This window comes from Parahoeflea alexandrii, from assembly GCF_027214025.1.
Classification (GTDB): Bacteria; Pseudomonadota; Alphaproteobacteria; order Rhizobiales; family Rhizobiaceae; genus Hoeflea; species Hoeflea alexandrii_A.
On the sequence record NZ_JAPWHB010000001.1, the window covers coordinates 34,493 to 51,140 of the forward strand.

The 16,648-nt window shown below is 60.6% G+C and carries 17 protein-coding genes; 11 read left to right on the forward strand and 6 right to left on the reverse strand.

Features of this window, described 5'->3' with window-relative positions; all coding sequences use genetic code 11:
• Positions 1 to 10: 10 nt before the first annotated feature.
• Positions 11 to 1,198 (reverse strand): cystathionine beta-lyase, encoded by a 1,188-nt coding sequence (locus tag O4H62_RS00180; RefSeq protein WP_269385014.1) that lies wholly within the window; start codon positions 1,196 to 1,198, stop codon positions 11 to 13.
• Positions 1,199 to 1,549: 351 nt separating this feature from the next.
• On the opposite strand from O4H62_RS00180, the gene O4H62_RS00185 reads away from it, so the two are divergent.
• From O4H62_RS00185 to O4H62_RS00200, 4 genes are all read left to right on the forward strand, one after another.
• The gene (locus tag O4H62_RS00185) at positions 1,550 to 2,572 is read left to right on the forward strand and encodes an amino acid ABC transporter substrate-binding protein (RefSeq protein WP_269386250.1); all 1,023 of its coding nucleotides are present in this window, start codon (positions 1,550 to 1,552) and stop codon (positions 2,570 to 2,572) included.
• A gap of 141 nt (positions 2,573 to 2,713) precedes the next feature.
• Positions 2,714 to 3,922, forward strand: coding sequence for an amino acid ABC transporter permease (locus O4H62_RS00190; protein WP_269385015.1), 1,209 nt, complete (start codon positions 2,714 to 2,716; stop codon positions 3,920 to 3,922).
• 3 nt (positions 3,923 to 3,925) lie between these two features.
• A complete protein-coding gene (locus tag O4H62_RS00195; RefSeq protein ID WP_269385017.1) occupies positions 3,926 to 5,059 on the forward strand; it encodes an amino acid ABC transporter permease in 1,134 nt (377 codons plus the stop codon).
• A 14-nt stretch (positions 5,060 to 5,073) separates the two neighbouring features.
• A complete protein-coding gene (locus O4H62_RS00200) occupies positions 5,074 to 5,871 on the forward strand; it encodes an amino acid ABC transporter ATP-binding protein (RefSeq protein WP_269385018.1) in 798 nt (265 codons plus the stop codon).
• Between the two features lie 181 nt (positions 5,872 to 6,052).
• Here the strand turns inward: O4H62_RS00200 and O4H62_RS00205 are convergent, their stop codons facing one another.
• Positions 6,053 to 7,228 carry an FAD-dependent monooxygenase gene (locus O4H62_RS00205; RefSeq protein ID WP_269385019.1) on the reverse strand — a complete coding sequence of 392 codons (1,176 nt, stop codon included), beginning with the start codon at positions 7,226 to 7,228 and terminating at the stop codon, positions 6,053 to 6,055.
• Between the two features lie 33 nt (positions 7,229 to 7,261).
• Positions 7,262 to 7,507 (reverse strand): zinc-finger domain-containing protein, encoded by a 246-nt coding sequence (locus O4H62_RS00210; protein WP_269385020.1) that lies wholly within the window; start codon positions 7,505 to 7,507, stop codon positions 7,262 to 7,264.
• A 489-nt stretch (positions 7,508 to 7,996) separates the two neighbouring features.
• On the opposite strand from O4H62_RS00210, the gene O4H62_RS00215 reads away from it, so the two are divergent.
• Both O4H62_RS00215 and O4H62_RS00220 read left to right on the forward strand, forming a co-directional pair.
• Positions 7,997 to 8,788, forward strand: a complete 792-nt coding sequence (locus tag O4H62_RS00215; RefSeq protein ID WP_269385021.1) for an alpha/beta fold hydrolase — start codon at positions 7,997 to 7,999, stop codon at positions 8,786 to 8,788.
• Positions 8,788 to 9,678, forward strand: a complete 891-nt coding sequence (locus O4H62_RS00220; RefSeq protein WP_269385022.1) for an alpha/beta fold hydrolase — start codon at positions 8,788 to 8,790, stop codon at positions 9,676 to 9,678. Before O4H62_RS00215 ends, O4H62_RS00220 begins: the two co-directional genes overlap by 1 nt.
• Before the next feature lie 4 nt (positions 9,679 to 9,682).
• Here O4H62_RS00220 and O4H62_RS00225 read toward each other — a convergent pair whose 3' ends face one another.
• On the reverse strand, positions 9,683 to 10,489 hold the full coding sequence (locus tag O4H62_RS00225; RefSeq protein WP_269385023.1) for an enoyl-CoA hydratase-related protein: 807 nt from the start codon (positions 10,487 to 10,489) through the stop codon (positions 9,683 to 9,685).
• Between the two features lie 174 nt (positions 10,490 to 10,663).
• On the opposite strand from O4H62_RS00225, the gene cysE reads away from it, so the two are divergent.
• Positions 10,664 to 11,488 carry a serine O-acetyltransferase gene (gene cysE / locus O4H62_RS00230; RefSeq protein WP_269385025.1) on the forward strand — a complete coding sequence of 275 codons (825 nt, stop codon included), beginning with the start codon at positions 10,664 to 10,666 and terminating at the stop codon, positions 11,486 to 11,488.
• A 114-nt stretch (positions 11,489 to 11,602) separates the two neighbouring features.
• On the forward strand, positions 11,603 to 11,809 hold the full coding sequence (locus O4H62_RS00235; protein ID WP_269385027.1) for a DUF3126 family protein: 207 nt from the start codon (positions 11,603 to 11,605) through the stop codon (positions 11,807 to 11,809).
• On the opposite strand, the gene O4H62_RS00240 is transcribed toward O4H62_RS00235, so the two are convergent.
• The gene (locus O4H62_RS00240) at positions 11,802 to 12,539 is read right to left on the reverse strand and encodes a hypothetical protein (RefSeq protein WP_269385029.1); all 738 of its coding nucleotides are present in this window, start codon (positions 12,537 to 12,539) and stop codon (positions 11,802 to 11,804) included. The two genes, O4H62_RS00235 and O4H62_RS00240, sit on opposite strands and share 8 nt — an antisense overlap.
• A 106-nt stretch (positions 12,540 to 12,645) precedes the next feature.
• On the opposite strand from O4H62_RS00240, the gene O4H62_RS00245 reads away from it, so the two are divergent.
• Both O4H62_RS00245 and O4H62_RS00250 read left to right on the forward strand, forming a co-directional pair.
• Positions 12,646 to 12,981: a DUF6949 family protein gene (locus tag O4H62_RS00245; RefSeq protein WP_269385030.1), complete on the forward strand. Its 336-nt coding sequence runs from the start codon at positions 12,646 to 12,648 to the stop codon at positions 12,979 to 12,981.
• A 162-nt stretch (positions 12,982 to 13,143) separates the two neighbouring features.
• A complete protein-coding gene (locus O4H62_RS00250) occupies positions 13,144 to 13,671 on the forward strand; it encodes a gamma carbonic anhydrase family protein (protein ID WP_269385032.1) in 528 nt (175 codons plus the stop codon).
• Positions 13,672 to 13,891: 220 nt separating this feature from the next.
• Here the strand turns inward: O4H62_RS00250 and O4H62_RS00255 are convergent, their stop codons facing one another.
• Positions 13,892 to 14,503, reverse strand: a complete 612-nt coding sequence (locus O4H62_RS00255) for a transglutaminase-like cysteine peptidase (RefSeq protein WP_430538352.1) — start codon at positions 14,501 to 14,503, stop codon at positions 13,892 to 13,894.
• Positions 14,504 to 14,993: 490 nt separating this feature from the next.
• Between O4H62_RS00255 and O4H62_RS00260 the strand changes: the two genes are divergently transcribed.
• On the forward strand, positions 14,994 to 15,977 hold the full coding sequence (locus O4H62_RS00260) for a DUF2156 domain-containing protein (RefSeq protein ID WP_269385034.1): 984 nt from the start codon (positions 14,994 to 14,996) through the stop codon (positions 15,975 to 15,977).
• Positions 15,978 to 16,648 lie beyond the last annotated feature (671 nt).

A 16,648-nucleotide genomic window follows, 5' to 3' on the forward strand; every position in this document is an offset into this window, starting at 1 on the left:
TACGGAACAATCAGGCCGATTTGGCGGCCTCGAGCCCGCGCTGGATGTCGCCCAACAGGTCTTCCACATCTTCCAACCCGATCTGAAGCCGGATGACCGGACCTTCCTTGGGCGGCAGGGCAATGGTCCTGTCGGAAAGATTGGCGTGGACGGCGAGGCTTTCGTAACCACCCCAGGAATAGCCCAGGCCGAAGATTTCCAGGGCGTCGAGGAAAGCATGCGCCTTGGCCTGATGGCGGCTGGCGTCCGCCACATCCAGAACGATCGAGAAGATGCCGGAGGAGCCGCAGAAATCGCGCTTCCACAAGGCATGCCCGGGAAAGCTCTCGAGCGCCGGATGCAGAACCCTTGCGACGCCCGGCATGTCTTCCAGAGCCCGGGCAATCGTCAGAGCGCTTTCCTGATGGCGCGCCAGCCTTACTCCCATGGTGCGTAATCCGCGCAGCGTCATGTAGCTGTCGTCGGGGGCGGCACACACACCGAGCATGGTGAAGGTTTTCCAGAGCGCGGGCCAGGCCTGCTTGTTGGCCGATACCGTGCCGATCAGGATGTCGGAATGGCCTGCAGGGTACTTGGTCGCAGCATGAATGGATATGTCGACCCCGTAGTCCAATGGCTTGAAAAACAACGGCGTCGCCCAGGTGTTGTCCATCGAAACCAGCGCGCCGTGCGTGTGGGCAACTTCGGCTATGGCCGGAATGTCCTGCATTTCGAACGTGTTGGAGCCCGGCGCTTCGGTGTGGACGAGCTTGGTGTTGGGGCGCATGAGGCTTTCGATATCAGCGCCGATGGACGGATCGTAATAGCTGGTTTCGATGCCAAATCTTGCCAGCATGCCGGCGCAGAAATTGCGGGTAGGCGCATAGACCGAATCCACTACCAGGACATGATCACCGGCGCTGAGCGCAGCCATGAACGGTACCGTCACGGCGGCGAGGCCTGAAGGTAGCGCGATGGTGCCTTCCGAGCCTTCCAGTTCATTCATGGCGGCGTTCAGGGCATCGGTCGTGGGCGTGCCATAGGTGCCGTAGGTGTATTTCTGATCACGCGACACCATGGTGGCCGAATCGGGGAAGAGCACGGTCGATGCATGCACGACAGGTGGATTGACGAAGCCGTGGAAGCTGCGCGGATCATGGCCGGAATGGGCCAGGCGCGTGTTGATTCCTGCTTTCGAAAAGTCGGTTTTCTTGCTCATGCCGGATCCGCGTTGTGAAATTAAATCATGGCGATTGCCGTTCGGATCGAAGGTCTAACGCGACTTGGGTGCGACCACAAGCGTGCCAGCGTCACCGGCGCCTCAGGTGTAAAATTGTCCTGGATCTATATTTGAATAGTACGCCAGAGCGGAATAGAGCCGGGAGGATCAAGTCAGTTTTGTGATGCGAAACGGTTGATTTGACAATTTTAGAGAAAGTGAGACTTGACCCATGACTGATTTCGGCATGGTATAAAGGGGCGCAAGGAGATACGGGCAGAGGGCATAAAAATGGCTCCTGTCGCTTTTGCCGCACCCAAAACAGGGCAACAGAAAAAAAGGTTGTATCAAATGAACAATAAGATTTTGTCGGCTGTCGTTGGCATCACGGCCGTTGCTGGCCTGGGAGCCACGGCTGCTTCCGCTGCAACGCTGGATGATGTCAAGGCAAAGGGATTCGTCCAGTGCGGCGTGTCCACCGGCCTCGCCGGCTTCTCCGCTCCGAACGACGCAGGTGATTGGTCGGGTCTCGATGTAGATCTCTGCCGTGGTGTTGCCGCGGCAGTATTCGGCGATGCAAAGGCTGTAAAATACAGCCCGCTTTCGGCCAAGGAGCGTTTCACCGCGCTTCAGTCGGGTGAAATTGATGTGCTTTCGCGCAACACCACCTGGACCATGAGCCGTGATACCCAGCTGGGTCTCAACTTTGCCGGCGTCAACTACTACGACGGTCAAGGCTTCATGGTGCGCAAGTCGCTCGGCGTGAACTCCGCTTTGCAGCTGTCTGGCGCTTCGGTCTGCGTGCAGACCGGCACCACCACCGAGCTGAACCTCACCGACTACTTCAAGGCCAACGGCATGACCTACAATCCGGTCGTGTTCGAAAAGCTTGAGGAAGTGAATGCGGCCTACGACGCCAACCGTTGCGACGTTTACACCACCGACCAGTCGGGCCTGTATTCGATCCGTCTCGGCCTGTCGGCTCCGGATGAGCACATGGTTCTGCCTGAAGTGATTTCGAAGGAGCCCCTGGGACCTGTGGTCCGCCAGGGCGACGACCAGTGGTTCTCGATCGTAAAGTGGGTTCACTTCGCGATGCTCAACGCCGAAGAAATGGGCGTGACCTCTGCCAATGCTGATGAAATGCTCGGTTCTACCGACCCGAACGTGATGCGTCTGCTCGGCAAGGAAGGCACTTTCGGCGAAGCCATCGGTCTGGGCAATGATTGGGCCTACAATGTGATCAAGCAGGTCGGCAACTACGGCGAAGTGTTTGAACGCAATGTTGGTGCATCGACCCCGCTCGCAATTGGCCGTGGCGTGAACGCGCTGTGGTCGAAGGGTGGCCTGCAGTACGCACCGCCGCTTCGCTAAGCTCTGATACTGATGAAGCGGGCTCCATTCGGGGCCCGCTTTTTCCGGTCGCTTGAGGCGCACCGCAAAAGCCTGACGCAACGACGACAGGTTATCTAATGATCCGGCCAGAAGGTCCGGACAACAGAGTTGGGGACAGACATGGCTCATCAGGAAGGCGTCACAGCTGACGCTGGCGATTCCAGTCGCGTATCGTTGATGAATGACCCGAAGGCGCGCGGCCTGGTTTTCCAGGCATTGCTGATCATCGCCGTCATCTATTTGGTTTACTCGGGCGTCACCAACGCCATCGACAATCTGGCGCGGGCAGGGATCGCTTCCGGCCTCGGCTTTTTTGGTGAACGTGCCGGTTTTGACATCGGCCAGTCCTTCATTCCCTACACCAACGACAGCACCTATCTGCGGGCGTTTTTCGTCGGCCTGCTGAACACGATGGTCGTGGCTTTTATCGGCATCTTCTTCGCCACGCTGATCGGTTTTGTCGTCGGGCTCGCGAGACTTTCGAAGAACTATCTGGTGCAGAAATTCGCGACGGTCTACGTCGAGACGCTAAGGAACATCCCCCTGCTGCTGCAGCTGCTGTTCTGGTACAAGGCGGTGCTTTCGATCCTGCCATCGCCGAGAGCCGGCGGCCTCGAGCCGGGTGCGGAAGTCGTGTTCAATCTGAACAATCGCGGTCTGTACATGCCGCGCATCGTACCGGAAGGCGGCGCCCAGCTGATCCTTTATGCATTCATCGTCGCGGTGGTCGCCTGGATCCTTATCGGCCGCTGGGCAAAGAAGCGCCAGATGGCCACCGGCCAGCAGTTTCCCGTGTTCCTGACCGGACTGGGTCTCTTCATCTTCCTGCCGCTGATCACCTATCTGGTTACAGGCATGCCGCTGTCGCTTGAATATGCAAGCCTGCAGGGATTCAACATGGTCGGCGGCTGGGTGATTCAGCCGGAGTTCATGGCATTGCTGCTGGGGTTGTCGCTTTATACGGCCTCGTTCATCGCCGAGATTGTCCGTGCCGGCATCCTTGCGGTTTCGCATGGGCAGTCCGAAGCGGCTTTCGCGCTGGGGCTCAGGCCAAACCTCACCAGCCGCCTGGTGGTGGTGCCGCAGGCGATGCGGGTCATCATTCCGCCGCTCACCAGCCAGTATCTTAACCTGACCAAGAACTCGTCCCTGGCGGTCGCGATCGGGTATCCGGATCTGGTCTCCATCTTCGGCGGCACCGTGCTGAACCAGACAGGTCAGGCCGTCGAGGTGATCTCTATCACCATGCTGGTCTATCTCACCCTTTCCCTGCTGACATCGGCATTCATGAACTGGTTTAATTCCAGTGTCGCATTGGTGGAGCGCTGAGCCATGGCTACTCATCCGACTTCAATTGCCTATGTCCGCACCGAGGAAAGCCCGGCGACTGCGCCTCCGGTCCTAACCGGCGGTGTCGCCGGGTGGCTCAAGGAAAACCTGTTCGCAACGCCGCGTGACACGGTCCTGACCATTCTGACATTCCTGTTTCTGCTCTGGATCGTTCCACCGATCATCGACTGGGCCTTTATCAGCGCCGTCTGGACCGGTGAAAGCCGGGAGGCCTGTATTGCGCCGGGCACCGGCGCCTGTTGGGCCTTCGTCGAGGCCAAGTTCGGACAGTTCATCTACGGGCGCTATCCGATTGAGGAGCGCTGGCGGGTCAACCTCTCGGGGTTGCTGCTGATTGCCGGCTTGGTGCCGATCGCCATTCCTTCGGTGCCGTACAAGCGCGAGAATGCGCTTTACCTGCTGGTCGTCTTTCCGGTGCTGGCGTTCATTCTGCTGACGGGACAACTCGGGCTGGAACCGGTCGAGACGCCGCTCTGGGGCGGGTTGCTGGTGACGCTGGTTGTTGCCATCGTCGGCATCGTGGTCTCGTTTCCGCTCGGGATCCTGCTGGCGCTGGGGCGCCGGTCCGAGATGCCGATCGTCAAGATGTTCAGCGTCATCTTCATCGAGTTCTGGCGCGGGGTGCCGCTTATCACGGTGTTGTTCATGTCCTCGGTGATGTTGCCGCTGTTCCTTCCCGACGGCGTCTCTTTCGACAAGCTGCTCAGGGCACTGATCGGCGTGGCGCTGTTCTCCTCGGCCTACATGGCCGAAGTGATCCGCGGCGGATTGCAGGCCATTCCCAAGGGCCAGTATGAGGCGGCCAACGCCATGGCGCTGACGTTCTGGCAAGGCACGCGGCTGGTGATCATGCCGCAGGCGCTGAAGCTGGTGATCCCGGGCATCGTCAACACCTTCATCGGCCTGTTCAAGGACACCAGCCTGGTGCTGATCATCGGCTTGTTCGATCTGCTCGGGATCGTTCAGCAGAACATGAACGACCAGAACTGGATTTCACCCGCAACGCCGGCGACCGGCTTCGTCTTCGCCGCGTTTGTCTTCTTCATCTTCTGCTTCAGCATGTCGCGCTATTCCGCCTATATGGAACGGCGTCTCGACACTGGCCACAAACGATAAAAGGGAACACAACCATGGCTGACAGTAACGCAGCAGCAAAAGAAGGCGCCGGTCCTTCGAAAATGACCGTTTCGGAAACCGATGTGGCCATCGAGCTCATCGGCATGAACAAGTGGTATGGCGAGTTCCACGTTCTCCGCGACATCAACCTCAAGGTCATGCGCGGCGAGCGGATCGTCATCGCCGGACCTTCCGGTTCAGGCAAATCGACCATGATCCGCTGCATCAACCGGCTGGAAGAGCACCAGAAGGGCAAGATCATTGTCGACGGCATCGAGCTGACCAACGATCTGAAGAAGATCGACGAGGTTCGCCGCGAAGTCGGCATGGTGTTCCAGCACTTCAACCTGTTCCCGCACCTGACCATCCTCGAGAACTGCACGCTAGCGCCGATCTGGGTGCGCAAGATGCCGAAGAAGAAGGCCGAGGAAATCGCCATGCACTACCTGGAGCGGGTGAAGATCCCGGAACAGGCCAACAAGTATCCCGGCCAGCTATCCGGCGGTCAGCAGCAGCGCGTGGCGATTGCCCGCTCTCTATGCATGAACCCGCGCATCATGCTGTTTGACGAGCCGACTTCGGCGCTCGATCCGGAAATGATCAAGGAAGTGCTCGACACCATGGTGGGTCTCGCCGAGGAAGGCATGACCATGCTGTGCGTCACCCACGAAATGGGTTTCGCGCGCCAGGTCGCCAACCGCGTGATCTTCATGGACCAGGGCCAGATAGTCGAGCAGAACGAGCCGGGCGAGTTCTTCGACAACCCGCAGCACGAGCGCACCAAGCTGTTCCTGAGCCAGATTCTGCACTAGGGCCAGATCCTGCAGTAGGGAATGGCACGGTACGGGCGCAGAGGCGGCCGGCAGTTTCGAAAAAAAGCCAACGGGTTCCGGATCGATGGTCCGGGGCCCGTTTTTCATTTGCGCGGCCTGATTCAAAGATGCGTACGACAGTCTGCATCGCCACGACCTGATGGTCGTGGGGTGCGGTCCGTTACAGCCCGTTTGCGCGGTAGCCGTATAGCCAGTCGAGTTCGGCTGCCAGGCTCTCGGGGCTCTTGAGCGCCAGAACCAGATCGCGGCCGAGGCGAATCGGACCGCGTGCGTGATAGGCGAACTGGTTGAAGGCGCCCCGCGACCGGGCGCGGCCAATTCGGGCGCGGCGGTTGGTCACGTAGGCTTCGAGCGTTGACGCGAGATCTCCGGGCGCCCGGGCACAAGCCTGAGCGAGCTCGAAGCCGTCCTCGATGGCCATAGCCGCGCCCTGGGCAGCAAACGGCGTCATGGCGTGGGCGGCATCGCCGACCAGCACCGGCCCGCCGGCGGCGTGCCAGCGGCCGTCGGGGACTTCGAACAAAGGCCACCAGGTCATTTCCGGCGCCTGCCGGAGAATGGAGACAAGATCCGGGTGCCAGTCGGAAAAGGCGGAGAGCAATTCCATACGCGCTGCCGGGTTTTCCCGTTCGGCCCAGGTCTTGCCGGGATCCGATCCGCGGGTGATCGCAACGATGTTGATCGTCTTGCCCTGTTCGAGCGGATAGGCGACCAGGTGAGTTCTTGGTCCAAGGAACGCGGTCACGTTGGTCGGGTTGAGAGCCCGGCGCGTCTCCTCGGTCTTCACCTTGAAGCGCCAGGCGACCTGGCCGGAGAACCGTGGGGAAGAAGCGCCGGGAACCAGTCTGCGGACTTCAGACCAGACGCCGTCGGCGCCGATGACGAGGTCGGGGCGGGAAAGTCCCAGCCGGTCCGGCAGCCCGGCGATTTCGGACGATGTGGCGCGCTGATCGAGATGCAGACGGCAACGCGGATGAGCGAGTACGGCGTCAAGCAGCATGGTCTGGAGATCGGCGCGATGCATGACGCCGTAGGGTGCGCCCCACCTGTCGGCGGCGAAGGCGCCGCAGGGGACGTGGGTGATCTTGCGGAGCGACCGGCCCGAAGCCAGAACGATTTCATGCGGCGTGATCATGGCCTGACGCAATGCATCGCCGAGACCGAGCGCGATCAGGATGCGGCTGGCGTTCGGGGAAACCTGCAGGCCGGCGCCGACCTCGCTGAGGCTTGGCGCCTGTTCGACAATGTCGACGTCGTCACCGTTGCGGGCGAAGGCGAGAGCGGTTGTCAGTCCGCCAATGCCGGCGCCGATGATGAGAATGGTACGGGCTGTCACTCAGCCCTCCTGGAGCTGCCGCAGGAATGGCCCTCAGGCTGCCTGGTAAGCCCAGGAGCATCCGGCAGGGACGGTTTCATCCCCATGCAAGGCCGGATTGTACTTGTAGAGCGTCGAGCAATAGGGGCAGACCTTTTCACTGTCCGCGCCCATGTCGAGAAACTCATGCGGATGGTCGAAGGGAGGATTGGCGCCCACGCACATGAATTCCTTGACGCCGATCTCGATTGCGGCGTGCCCTGCATCATTCTGGAAATGCGGGATTTTGTGGTCAGCCATGCATCTCTCCGTCGTGGCGTATTCGATTTCGGGCGGACCTTATACGCTGGCCCAGCAAAAGTGTAGCCGGTATTTGAACGTTGCGCTGATACTTGTGGCCGCGACACTCGCACCGCAAGACTGGAACATTTGCATCGCGGCGGGATTGGGCTAGAACCAATCATCTTTAGATGGAATCGTTTGGACGCCGGGATTTCGTGATCTGGCTAGGAGCGGGAGGCGACGCGGCGCGAGCGCCGTTAGCCTCGCGCGACGCAGTCCAGAGCGCGAAAGATCAAGTCCAGACGATTGCGATGGATCTTACTTTTCGGCCAGCCTCCCGGGTTCGCCAGGCTTGGACGTCTTTTCCGCGCCAGCGTCGTCAAAATCCTCGCACGATGCGCTGCATCGCGCTTGCGGTTTTTCCTAGCTGGCACGAAAAATCCTGTCCACCAAACCGCTTCCAGCTAAAGATGATTGGTTCTAGGTAGTGGTGGAAAGGGGTTTCACATGAATCTGGATCGGTTGCAGGCCGGACGTTTCACGTCCGGAGACGTCGAAATCGCGTGGTACGAGGCGGGAAATCCGGACGGTTTCCCGATTCTGCTGATCCACGGGTTTGCATCCACCGCCCATGTGAACTGGGTTTTTCCCGGCTGGTTCAAGACGCTCGATCAGGCCGGTTTCCGGGTGATCGCGCTCGACAATCGCGGACACGGCCAGTCCGACAAGCCGCATGATCCGGAGGCCTATCACCCGGAGATGATGGCGGCGGATGCGGCGGGACTGCTCGATTCGCTCAACATCGGTTCGGCGCATGTCATGGGGTACTCGATGGGCGCGCGAATCTCGGCGTTTCTTGCGTTGGCGCGGCCGGACCTGGTCCGTTCGCTTGTGTTCGGCGGCCTCGGCCTCGGCATGGTTGACGGTGTCGGTGACTGGGATCCGATCGCGGCGGCCTTGCGGGCTGATTCGCTGGAAGACGTCTCCGACGAGCGCGGCCGCATGTTCCGCGCCTTCGCCGAGCAGACAAAGAGCGACCGGCTGGCGCTGGCGGCCTGCATCAGCACATCGCGGACACTGGTCAGCCGAGAGGACCTGGCGCGCCTGACCATGCCGGTCCTGGTCGGGGTCGGAACCCGCGACGACATCGCCGGGTCTGCCGAAGGGCTGTCGCACCTGTTGCTGCGCGCGCGCGCCGTCGATATTCCCAACCGCGATCACATGCTGGCGGTCGGCGACAAGGTTTTCAAGGCCGCAGCGCTAGAGTTTTTTGATGACGTTGAAGCAGGATCGATTTGATGAAAGACATGAAAAAACAGATGGAATTCAAGGGTGCCTCCGGCAACCGGCTTGTTGCCGATGTGCATGAACCCCGTGGCGAGGTTCACGGAAACCCAGTTCTGCTGCTGCATGGCGGCGGACAGACCCGGCATGCATGGGGAGGGGCTGCACGGCGCATCGCGGATGCGGGTCACATGGCGTTCACGCTTGACCAGCGCGGCCATGGCGACAGCGCATGGGTCGAGGACAAGTGCTATGCCTTTGACGACTACGCTGCGGACGCCGTCGCGGTCAGCCGACAGATTGCCGCGCTCACCGGAAAGCCGGTGGTGCTGGTCGGCGCGTCGCTGGGGGGGATTTCCGGGCTGATGGCCGAGCACCTGGGAGGCCCGAACCTGCTTGCGGGGCTGGTGCTCGTCGACATCACGCCGCATATGGACGCCGATGGCGTCAGCCGCATTCAGGGCTTCATGGCCGAGCGGATGCGCGAAGGCTTCGAGACACTTGAGGATGCGGCTGCGGCCATCGCCGCCTATTTGCCGCACCGGGCGCCGCGGCGTTCGCTCGACGGTTTGGCCAAGAACCTGCGTCAGGGCGATGACGGACGGTATCGCTGGCACTGGGACCCGGCCTTTATCGACGGGCCGCGCAATATCAACCATGGCTGGGAAACCGGCCAGCAGCGCCTCATCGAGGCCGCTCAAGGGCTGACGATTCCGGTGCTTCTGGTGCGGGGGCAGCAATCCGAACTGGTCACCGAGGAAGCGGTCACGGCATTTCGCGAGATGGTGCCGCATGCCGATTTCGTCGATGTGTCGGGGGCAGGGCACATGGTGGCGGGCGACCGCAATGATGCGTTCAACGATGCGATTTCCGGCTTCCTCGACAAGCTCGAGGGCCGGAGCTGAAGCGTCAGCGGCCGTTGAAGACCGGTTTGCGCTTTTCCATGAAGGCGCGGCGGCCTTCGGCGTAGTCGGCGCTGTTGAAGGTAGAGGCGGCAAGCATGGCTGCGTGGTCGTAGTCCTGCCGGGCGCTGCTCCGCACCGCCGAGATCGCGGCCTTTGACGCGCGCACCGACAGGGGAGCGGCGGCAGCGATGGAGGCAGCAAGGTCAAGCGCCTCCGCCTCGAGTTGACCGGGGCCGCAAAGTTTCATCAGGCATCCGCAGGCAAGTGCTTCGTCCGCGGAGATTTCCCGGGTGGAATAGAGGGCGTGGCGCGCCTGCTGGTCGCCGAGCGCGCGGATCAGGTCCTGGACCGCGTCGAGCGGATAGGCGAGACCGAGCCGGGCCGCCGGAATGGCGAAGCGGGCGGTCGCGTCGGCCAGCCTGATGTCGCTTGCCGCAGCGAGACCAAAGCCTCCGCCAAAGCAGATGCCTCGCATGGCCGCGATCACCGGGACAGGGCAATTGCGCACCGCCGCGAATGCGGCCGAATTGCCGGCCTCGTAGTCTCGCGCCGTGGCCGCATCCTTGCGCAGGGTTTCGAATTCGCTGATATCGGCACCAGCGGAGAAATCGCGATCGCCGGCGCCGGTCAGGATGATGACGCGGACATGCTGGTCTTCAGCCAGCCAGCCGATGGCGTCGGGCACGGCGCGCCACATCGCATCGGTCAGGGCGTTGCGCTTTTCGGGGCGGTTTATGGTCAGCCGGCCGATGCCGTTGCCGGTGACGGCGGCGGCGATGCCGCCCTCCGCAAAGGATATGTTTACGTCCATTTCATCCGCCCATTTGTTTTTTCAGCGTTGTGTCTTATCTTCAATTGAAGGCTGCGTTCAAATGTCTTCATTTGAACATCGGTCATGGACACCTTATCAATGCGCGTCAGCGTATCCAGTGCGTTTGGAGAAACTGGCGTGGCGCTGAAGATGCAAACCAGCCCGGAGGCGGCAATGTCAGCGAAATCAGGCGTGCGGGCGGGCGAATCCGTCAAGACCATAGATCCGATCTGGGATTCGATTCGTCTCGAGGCCGAACGGTCCATTGCACAGGATCCGCTGCTTGCGGCTTTCCTCTATTCGACCGTTCTCAACCAGCCGTCGCTAGAGGAAGCAGTCATTCACCGTGTCTGCGAGCGGCTTGACCACCAGGACCTGCAGGCCAATCTGCTGCGGCAGACCTTCCTGGAAATGGTCAGCGACTGGCGCGATTGGGGTGCCGTTCTGCGTGTCGACATCCAGGCCGTCTATGACCGCGACCCGGCCTGCACCCGGTTCATCCAGCCGGTGCTCTATTTCAAGGGGTTCCACGCCATCCAGACACACCGTCTTGCCCATTGGCTGTGGGGCAAGGGGCGGGTGGATTTGGCGCTCTACCTGCAAAGCCGGTCATCGGAAATTTTCCAGACCGATATTCATCCCGCGGCAAAGGTCGGCAAGGGGTTGTTTCTCGATCATGCGACCGGCCTGGTGGTCGGCATGACCGCGACGATTGGCGACAATGTCTCCATTCTTCAAGGGGTTACACTTGGCGGAACCGGCAAGGAGACCGGTGACCGTCACCCCAAGATCAGGGACGGCGTGCTCATCGGCGCAGGCGCGAAAGTGCTCGGCAATATCGAGATCGGCCATTGCAGCCGTGTGGCGGCAGGCTCCGTGGTACTCAAGCCGGTGCCGCCTAATTCCACCGTGGCGGGGGTCCCCGCCCGGGTTGTCGGAACGGCGGGGTGCGAGGAGCCGTCGCGGGCGATGGACCAGATGCTCAACAACGGCGCCTGAGAGCGGCGCTTTCACATCGCGCCGGGATAATCTCTTGAAAACCGGAACGCGGGTTTGATTTGGTCTGGCTGACGTGTCACAAGCCCGGCGAACACAATTGCCCAGGAGAGTGCTGTGAAACCGGACGAAATCAAAAAGCTGGACGCTTATTTCAAGCGTATTTTCAATGCGCAGATGGTGGTCAAGGCCCGTCCCCGCAAGGACGATTCGGCTGAGGTCTATATGGGCGACGAGTTCCTCGGCATCGTTTTCCGTGACGACGAGGATGGCGACCTGTCCTACAATTTCTCGATGGCGATCCTCGACGTCGACCTCACCTGACCAGCGCCGCCTCGAGGCGTGTGCGGATGTCGTGCTCGATCTCCTGCCAATGCGGCAGCAGATCGATCGAGAACCGGTAGGTGACTGACAGGTCCTTGCCGATGAAGATGTCGCGCTGGCAGCCTGTCTGGGTGGTGAAGCTGTTGTCGGTTCCCGACAGTTCTTCCACCAGGCACCGAACGGCGTAGGGCCGTTCGCCGCCGGCCCGTTCCACATACATCAATTCGTTGGCATAGCCGGCGCCCGGGCGCAGCCGGAACGAATCGAGTCCCGCCGGCCCGGCAAGTGGCGGTCCATCGGTCAATCTCTTGTAGATCGGTGTGAAACGACCCGACATGTCGCGGGACATGGTGGCCTGTGCGATGCGGGCAAAGATCAATCCGTTGGCCGATCGGGTCTGGTTGAAGATGTCACGCCGGGCTTCGCTGTAACCGTTCATTCCAGGCCATGAGAAATAGGTGTCTACCGCGGTCTGGGCGCCCGAGACACGCTGGCTCTCGAAACGGATCACGTTCGACGGCAGGCTGATGACATCATTGCCGATTACGATTTCGTGCAGCGTCCGGTCTGCGGTGTTGCCGGCGTAGGAAATGCTTTTTCCGATCATCCGTCCGGTCACCGCAATCGCAAGCGTGATGAGACACATCACCAGAATGACGGCGGTCAGTTTCCAGACGAAGCGGGGCGACAGAAGCGGCGCGTGTTCGATGGTGGATGAAGTGTCGGACATGGGGGCCGGTTGTTTTGATCTGTACCAGTATGGGACATCCGGCCGCGGCATGGCGCTTGCAGGATGGGTTGACGAGCCTCAACTCTGGACCGGACATGGTTAACCAATGATTTATTCCCTCGACTTCCTTGCCGCGATGTTTGCAATGGCCACCGGATTTGCCGCAGCCTGGGTCGGACTCGAGATCGTCCGGCTTGCCGGGTGGCGTGAGCCCGAACTTGCCGGAATGCCGGCGCGGCCGTTTCGGCTCGGCGCCGAACTCGCTCTGGCGGCGCTGGTGGGGCCGCGGCTTCTGCTGGCCAACGGGTTCAGGAACTGGCGGGCCGGACTGGTTTCGCTGCCGCTGTATGTGGTGCTGGCTCTGGTCGCAGCCGGCTGGTCGATGTGTTCAGGCGTCATCGTGCTGCAAATGGCTTTCGCGAGCGGCTACTTCCTGGCCTGAGTCTCGAGGTCAGCGCCGATCCGCTGCTTCACCTTGATGCCGTTGTCGGAAGCGATCGAAACCGCCGTCCGGAAACAGAATCATACCATCTCGTTCCCAAACACTTTAAAGAGCGGTTGGAGATGTCGTCGGATCCGGCGACGCGAGAAAGAGGAAATTCGAATGGCGATCTACAGTCTGGATGGGAAACAACCGAAACTGCCGGCTGGGTTCTACTATGTGGCGGACAGCGCCCAGGTCATCGGCAACGTGATTCTGGAGGAGGGCGCCGGCATCTGGTTTGGCGCGGTTCTGCGCGGCGACAATGAATCGATCACCGTCGGCGAAGGATCCAATATCCAGGAAAATTGCGTTCTGCATACGGATCTCGGGTTTCCGCTGGTGATCGGCAAGGGCTGCACCATCGGCCATGCGGCGATTCTGCACGGCTGTACGATCGGCAACAACAGCCTGGTCGGCATGGGAGCGACTGTGCTGAACGGCGCGAAGATTGGCGAGAATTGCCTTATCGGGGCCGGGGCCCTGGTCACCGAAGGCAAGGTCATTCCGGACAATTCGCTGGTGGTCGGCTCGCCCGCGAAAGTTGTCAAGACGCTCGGCGCCGACAGCGAGGCGATGCTGAAGCTGTCAGCCAGCCATTATGTCGAGAACGCCAGGCGTTTTGCAAAGGGCCTTGTGCGCATCGACTGAAGTCTCTTGTCCGCCGAGCTGTCATGCGCACAAGCAGGCGCATGCGCAAATGAAGGAGCCGACCCCAGGGGACATTGGGGTCGGCTCAAGGCCTGGCCGTTGCGGGGAAGCATGGGGACTCGACCAGAGCCTAACCCTGAACCGTGTGCATTAGCTGCTTGCGGTTCTTGTGCGTGACGTACCGGAGGCCCCCGCGAGCCTTTGTCCGGGACGTGAAAAATCAGTTCTTGATGGTACCGACGGCGGTGGCCGATCCCGGTCCGAGCTTGGTCCAGCGTGCAGCATGCTCGGATGACTGCCGTTTGACGAAGGTGTAGCCGGTTTCCGACCACAGGCGGACATCACCGCGCATGTTGTCGAGAATGTAGTCGCCGTAATCCGTTCGCACCGTCAGCACGGCATGGCCGTCGCCATTGGGCTGGAGAACTACGGTTATCAGCAGATCTTTCGGCGAGAAGCCTTTCTCCATCAGCATGTGCCGCTTGAGAAGCACGTAGTCTTCGCAGTCTCCAACGGAGCGCGGGTAGGACCAGAGTTCCTCGACGCCGTAGATGTTGAGGTCGGTGTCGGGCCGGATGCTCTGGTTCACACGTGTGTTGATCTCCAGCAAGGTTGCCCAGCGCTTTCGCGTCAGCGCCATGGGGCCCGGATCGCGGCCAAGCGCCGTGCATTCATCCGGATAGGTCTTGCAAAACTCGAAATGGCCGATTGGTGGATTTGTATTTCCGGCTGCGACCAGATTGGTAGGTGCTGCCGCTGCAGCTGTGTTGACAGTGATTGCCAGGCCAAACGCCGCAGCAATTTTCCCCATTGCTTGTACTTGTTTGTGCATTGTCTTGTTTCCCCGTTATGGGACAACAATGCCACGCAGACTTTGACATGGCGCAAAAAACACCAGTATAATTAAGTACTAAATTGAGACTAATGTAATTCAAACAAGTATAAAACTGAAATAAAATGAGACTAAAACAAGTATAAAAAGCCGCCGGCGGCATTCAGCGTTTGGCAACCATGCTTCCCCGTCGCGGTACCGGCCGGCAGCGGGTCTGGCGAGCAACGAGCTGGAGGGCCATGGCCGCGGGATGCTTTCCCGCGGCGCGCCATTGGATCCTCCCGCGGGAGGCTGGGCGGCAAAACGGCTGCTGGCAGCGGGAACCGACAGATTGATTTCGGTCAAGGCACTCCGGGGCATTCATCGATCAATTACTTCTACGGCCAGCATGGTGCCCGCATGAACAAACCGGTGGCCAATTCAATCGCTACTGCCTAAGAGGGACCAGCGGTCATTTGTGCAGAATAGAATTCGAACCGGTCGGTCCAGTATGGGAAGCATTTCAGAAGATATCCGCCTGGAGCTACTGAGGCAGCATGGCAGTTTCCCGATCGCGTATTCGGTCGCGTTCCAGCCGGGGCTTCGCCATTTCGGCGATGAGAAGGGCTTCATGGCCTACAAGATGGTCGGAAGAACGGCCTTCGTGCTTGCCGATCCCGTTGCGGAACCGGACCACCACGAAGCGCTCATCGATGGCTTCCTCGCCAGACATTCCGACGTTGTCTTCTGCCAGGTTTCGCTGAAAACCGCCGAAATTCTTTCGAAGCGTTCCTTCTTCGTGAACGATTTCGGATGCGAGAGCATTGTCGATCTCAAGAGGTTTTCTTTTCGCGGGCCGCAACTGCGGAGCTACCGGACTGCATCCAACCGGTTGACCGCACGCGGCTATAAAGTCAGCGAAACACCGGCAGGCGATTTCAATCCGGCCGATCTGCAGGCCATCTCGCAAGCATGGAAAAGCACCCGGGTCGCCAGGAACCGGGATTTGCGCTTCCTCGTGCGCCCAGTCGTGCTTGCCGATGAGCCGGGGGTGCGCAAGTTTTTCCTGCTCAATTCCGACGGTGCGCCGGAGGGATTTGCCGTTTTCGATCCGGTCTACGAGAAGGGGCAGCCGACAGGTTATCTTTCCGCTACGCGGCGATGGTTGCCGACATCGGATCCGCTGGCTGCCTATTTCATGGTGCGGACCGCCATCGAGACATTCCAGGCCGAAGGCGTCGCCCATCTCCATCTCGGGCTTTCGCCGTTTCACAAGATAGAGGACAGGACTTTCGAGAAGAACTGGCTGGTCCGACGCGGTTTTCGCTGGATGTACACCAACTCTCTGATCAACCGTTTCGTCTATCCATTCCAGAGCCTGGTTAGGCACAAGACGAGCTATGGCGGAGAGGACCGCCAGACCTATTACGCCTTCAACACCTTGCCGAGCCTGCCGCGCCTGCTGAAGCTGATGTGGGTCTGCCGGCTCGTGTGAAAGCGATCCATTGGATCCGGACATGCCATCATATGCGTTGACGCTCCGCCGCAGATGTGACGCTGAACCGGCGCCGGCCGGGCTTCCGGTCTTGTCGCGGATGAGATCCGGATGCCACCCTGCGCGGTCTGCCGGGCTGATCGGAGCTGCATGCCGGTGTACCGGGCGAAATTCTGACCGTAACTCGGGCATTCAGGGGATTTTATGCGCGGCCGCTAAGTGAGCCGTTGTCCCGCACGCCGCCTCTGACGGATCGATACTGCGCACTTGGTCGAGGCGCGCAAACGCGCTGCCGGGCGGCCGATATGGGCAGCGGTGTTCGCGAGGGCTTTCGCCATGGTCTGCATGGAGGAGCCGCGGCTCCGCCGCGCCTATGTCAAACTGTCGTGGCCGAGTTTCTACGATTATGTGAGCCCGGTTGGATCGATCATTCTCGAGCGTGAGCATGACGGCGAGGAGGTCTTGTCGGCCGCCCTGGACAAGAGCCCCGGGACCGCTTCGGCTTTCGAGGTAAGCCAGGCAGTGAGACTGCTCGCGGCAAGCCCGGTCGCCGAGGTTCGAGGATTCTCGCGCTATGGCGTGTGGCCTGGTTGCCAAGGCCGGTGCGCTGCATGATCTGGTGGGCCGTTCTCAATTGAGGCCGTCTGCGTGCCAATTGCTTCGGCATCTAT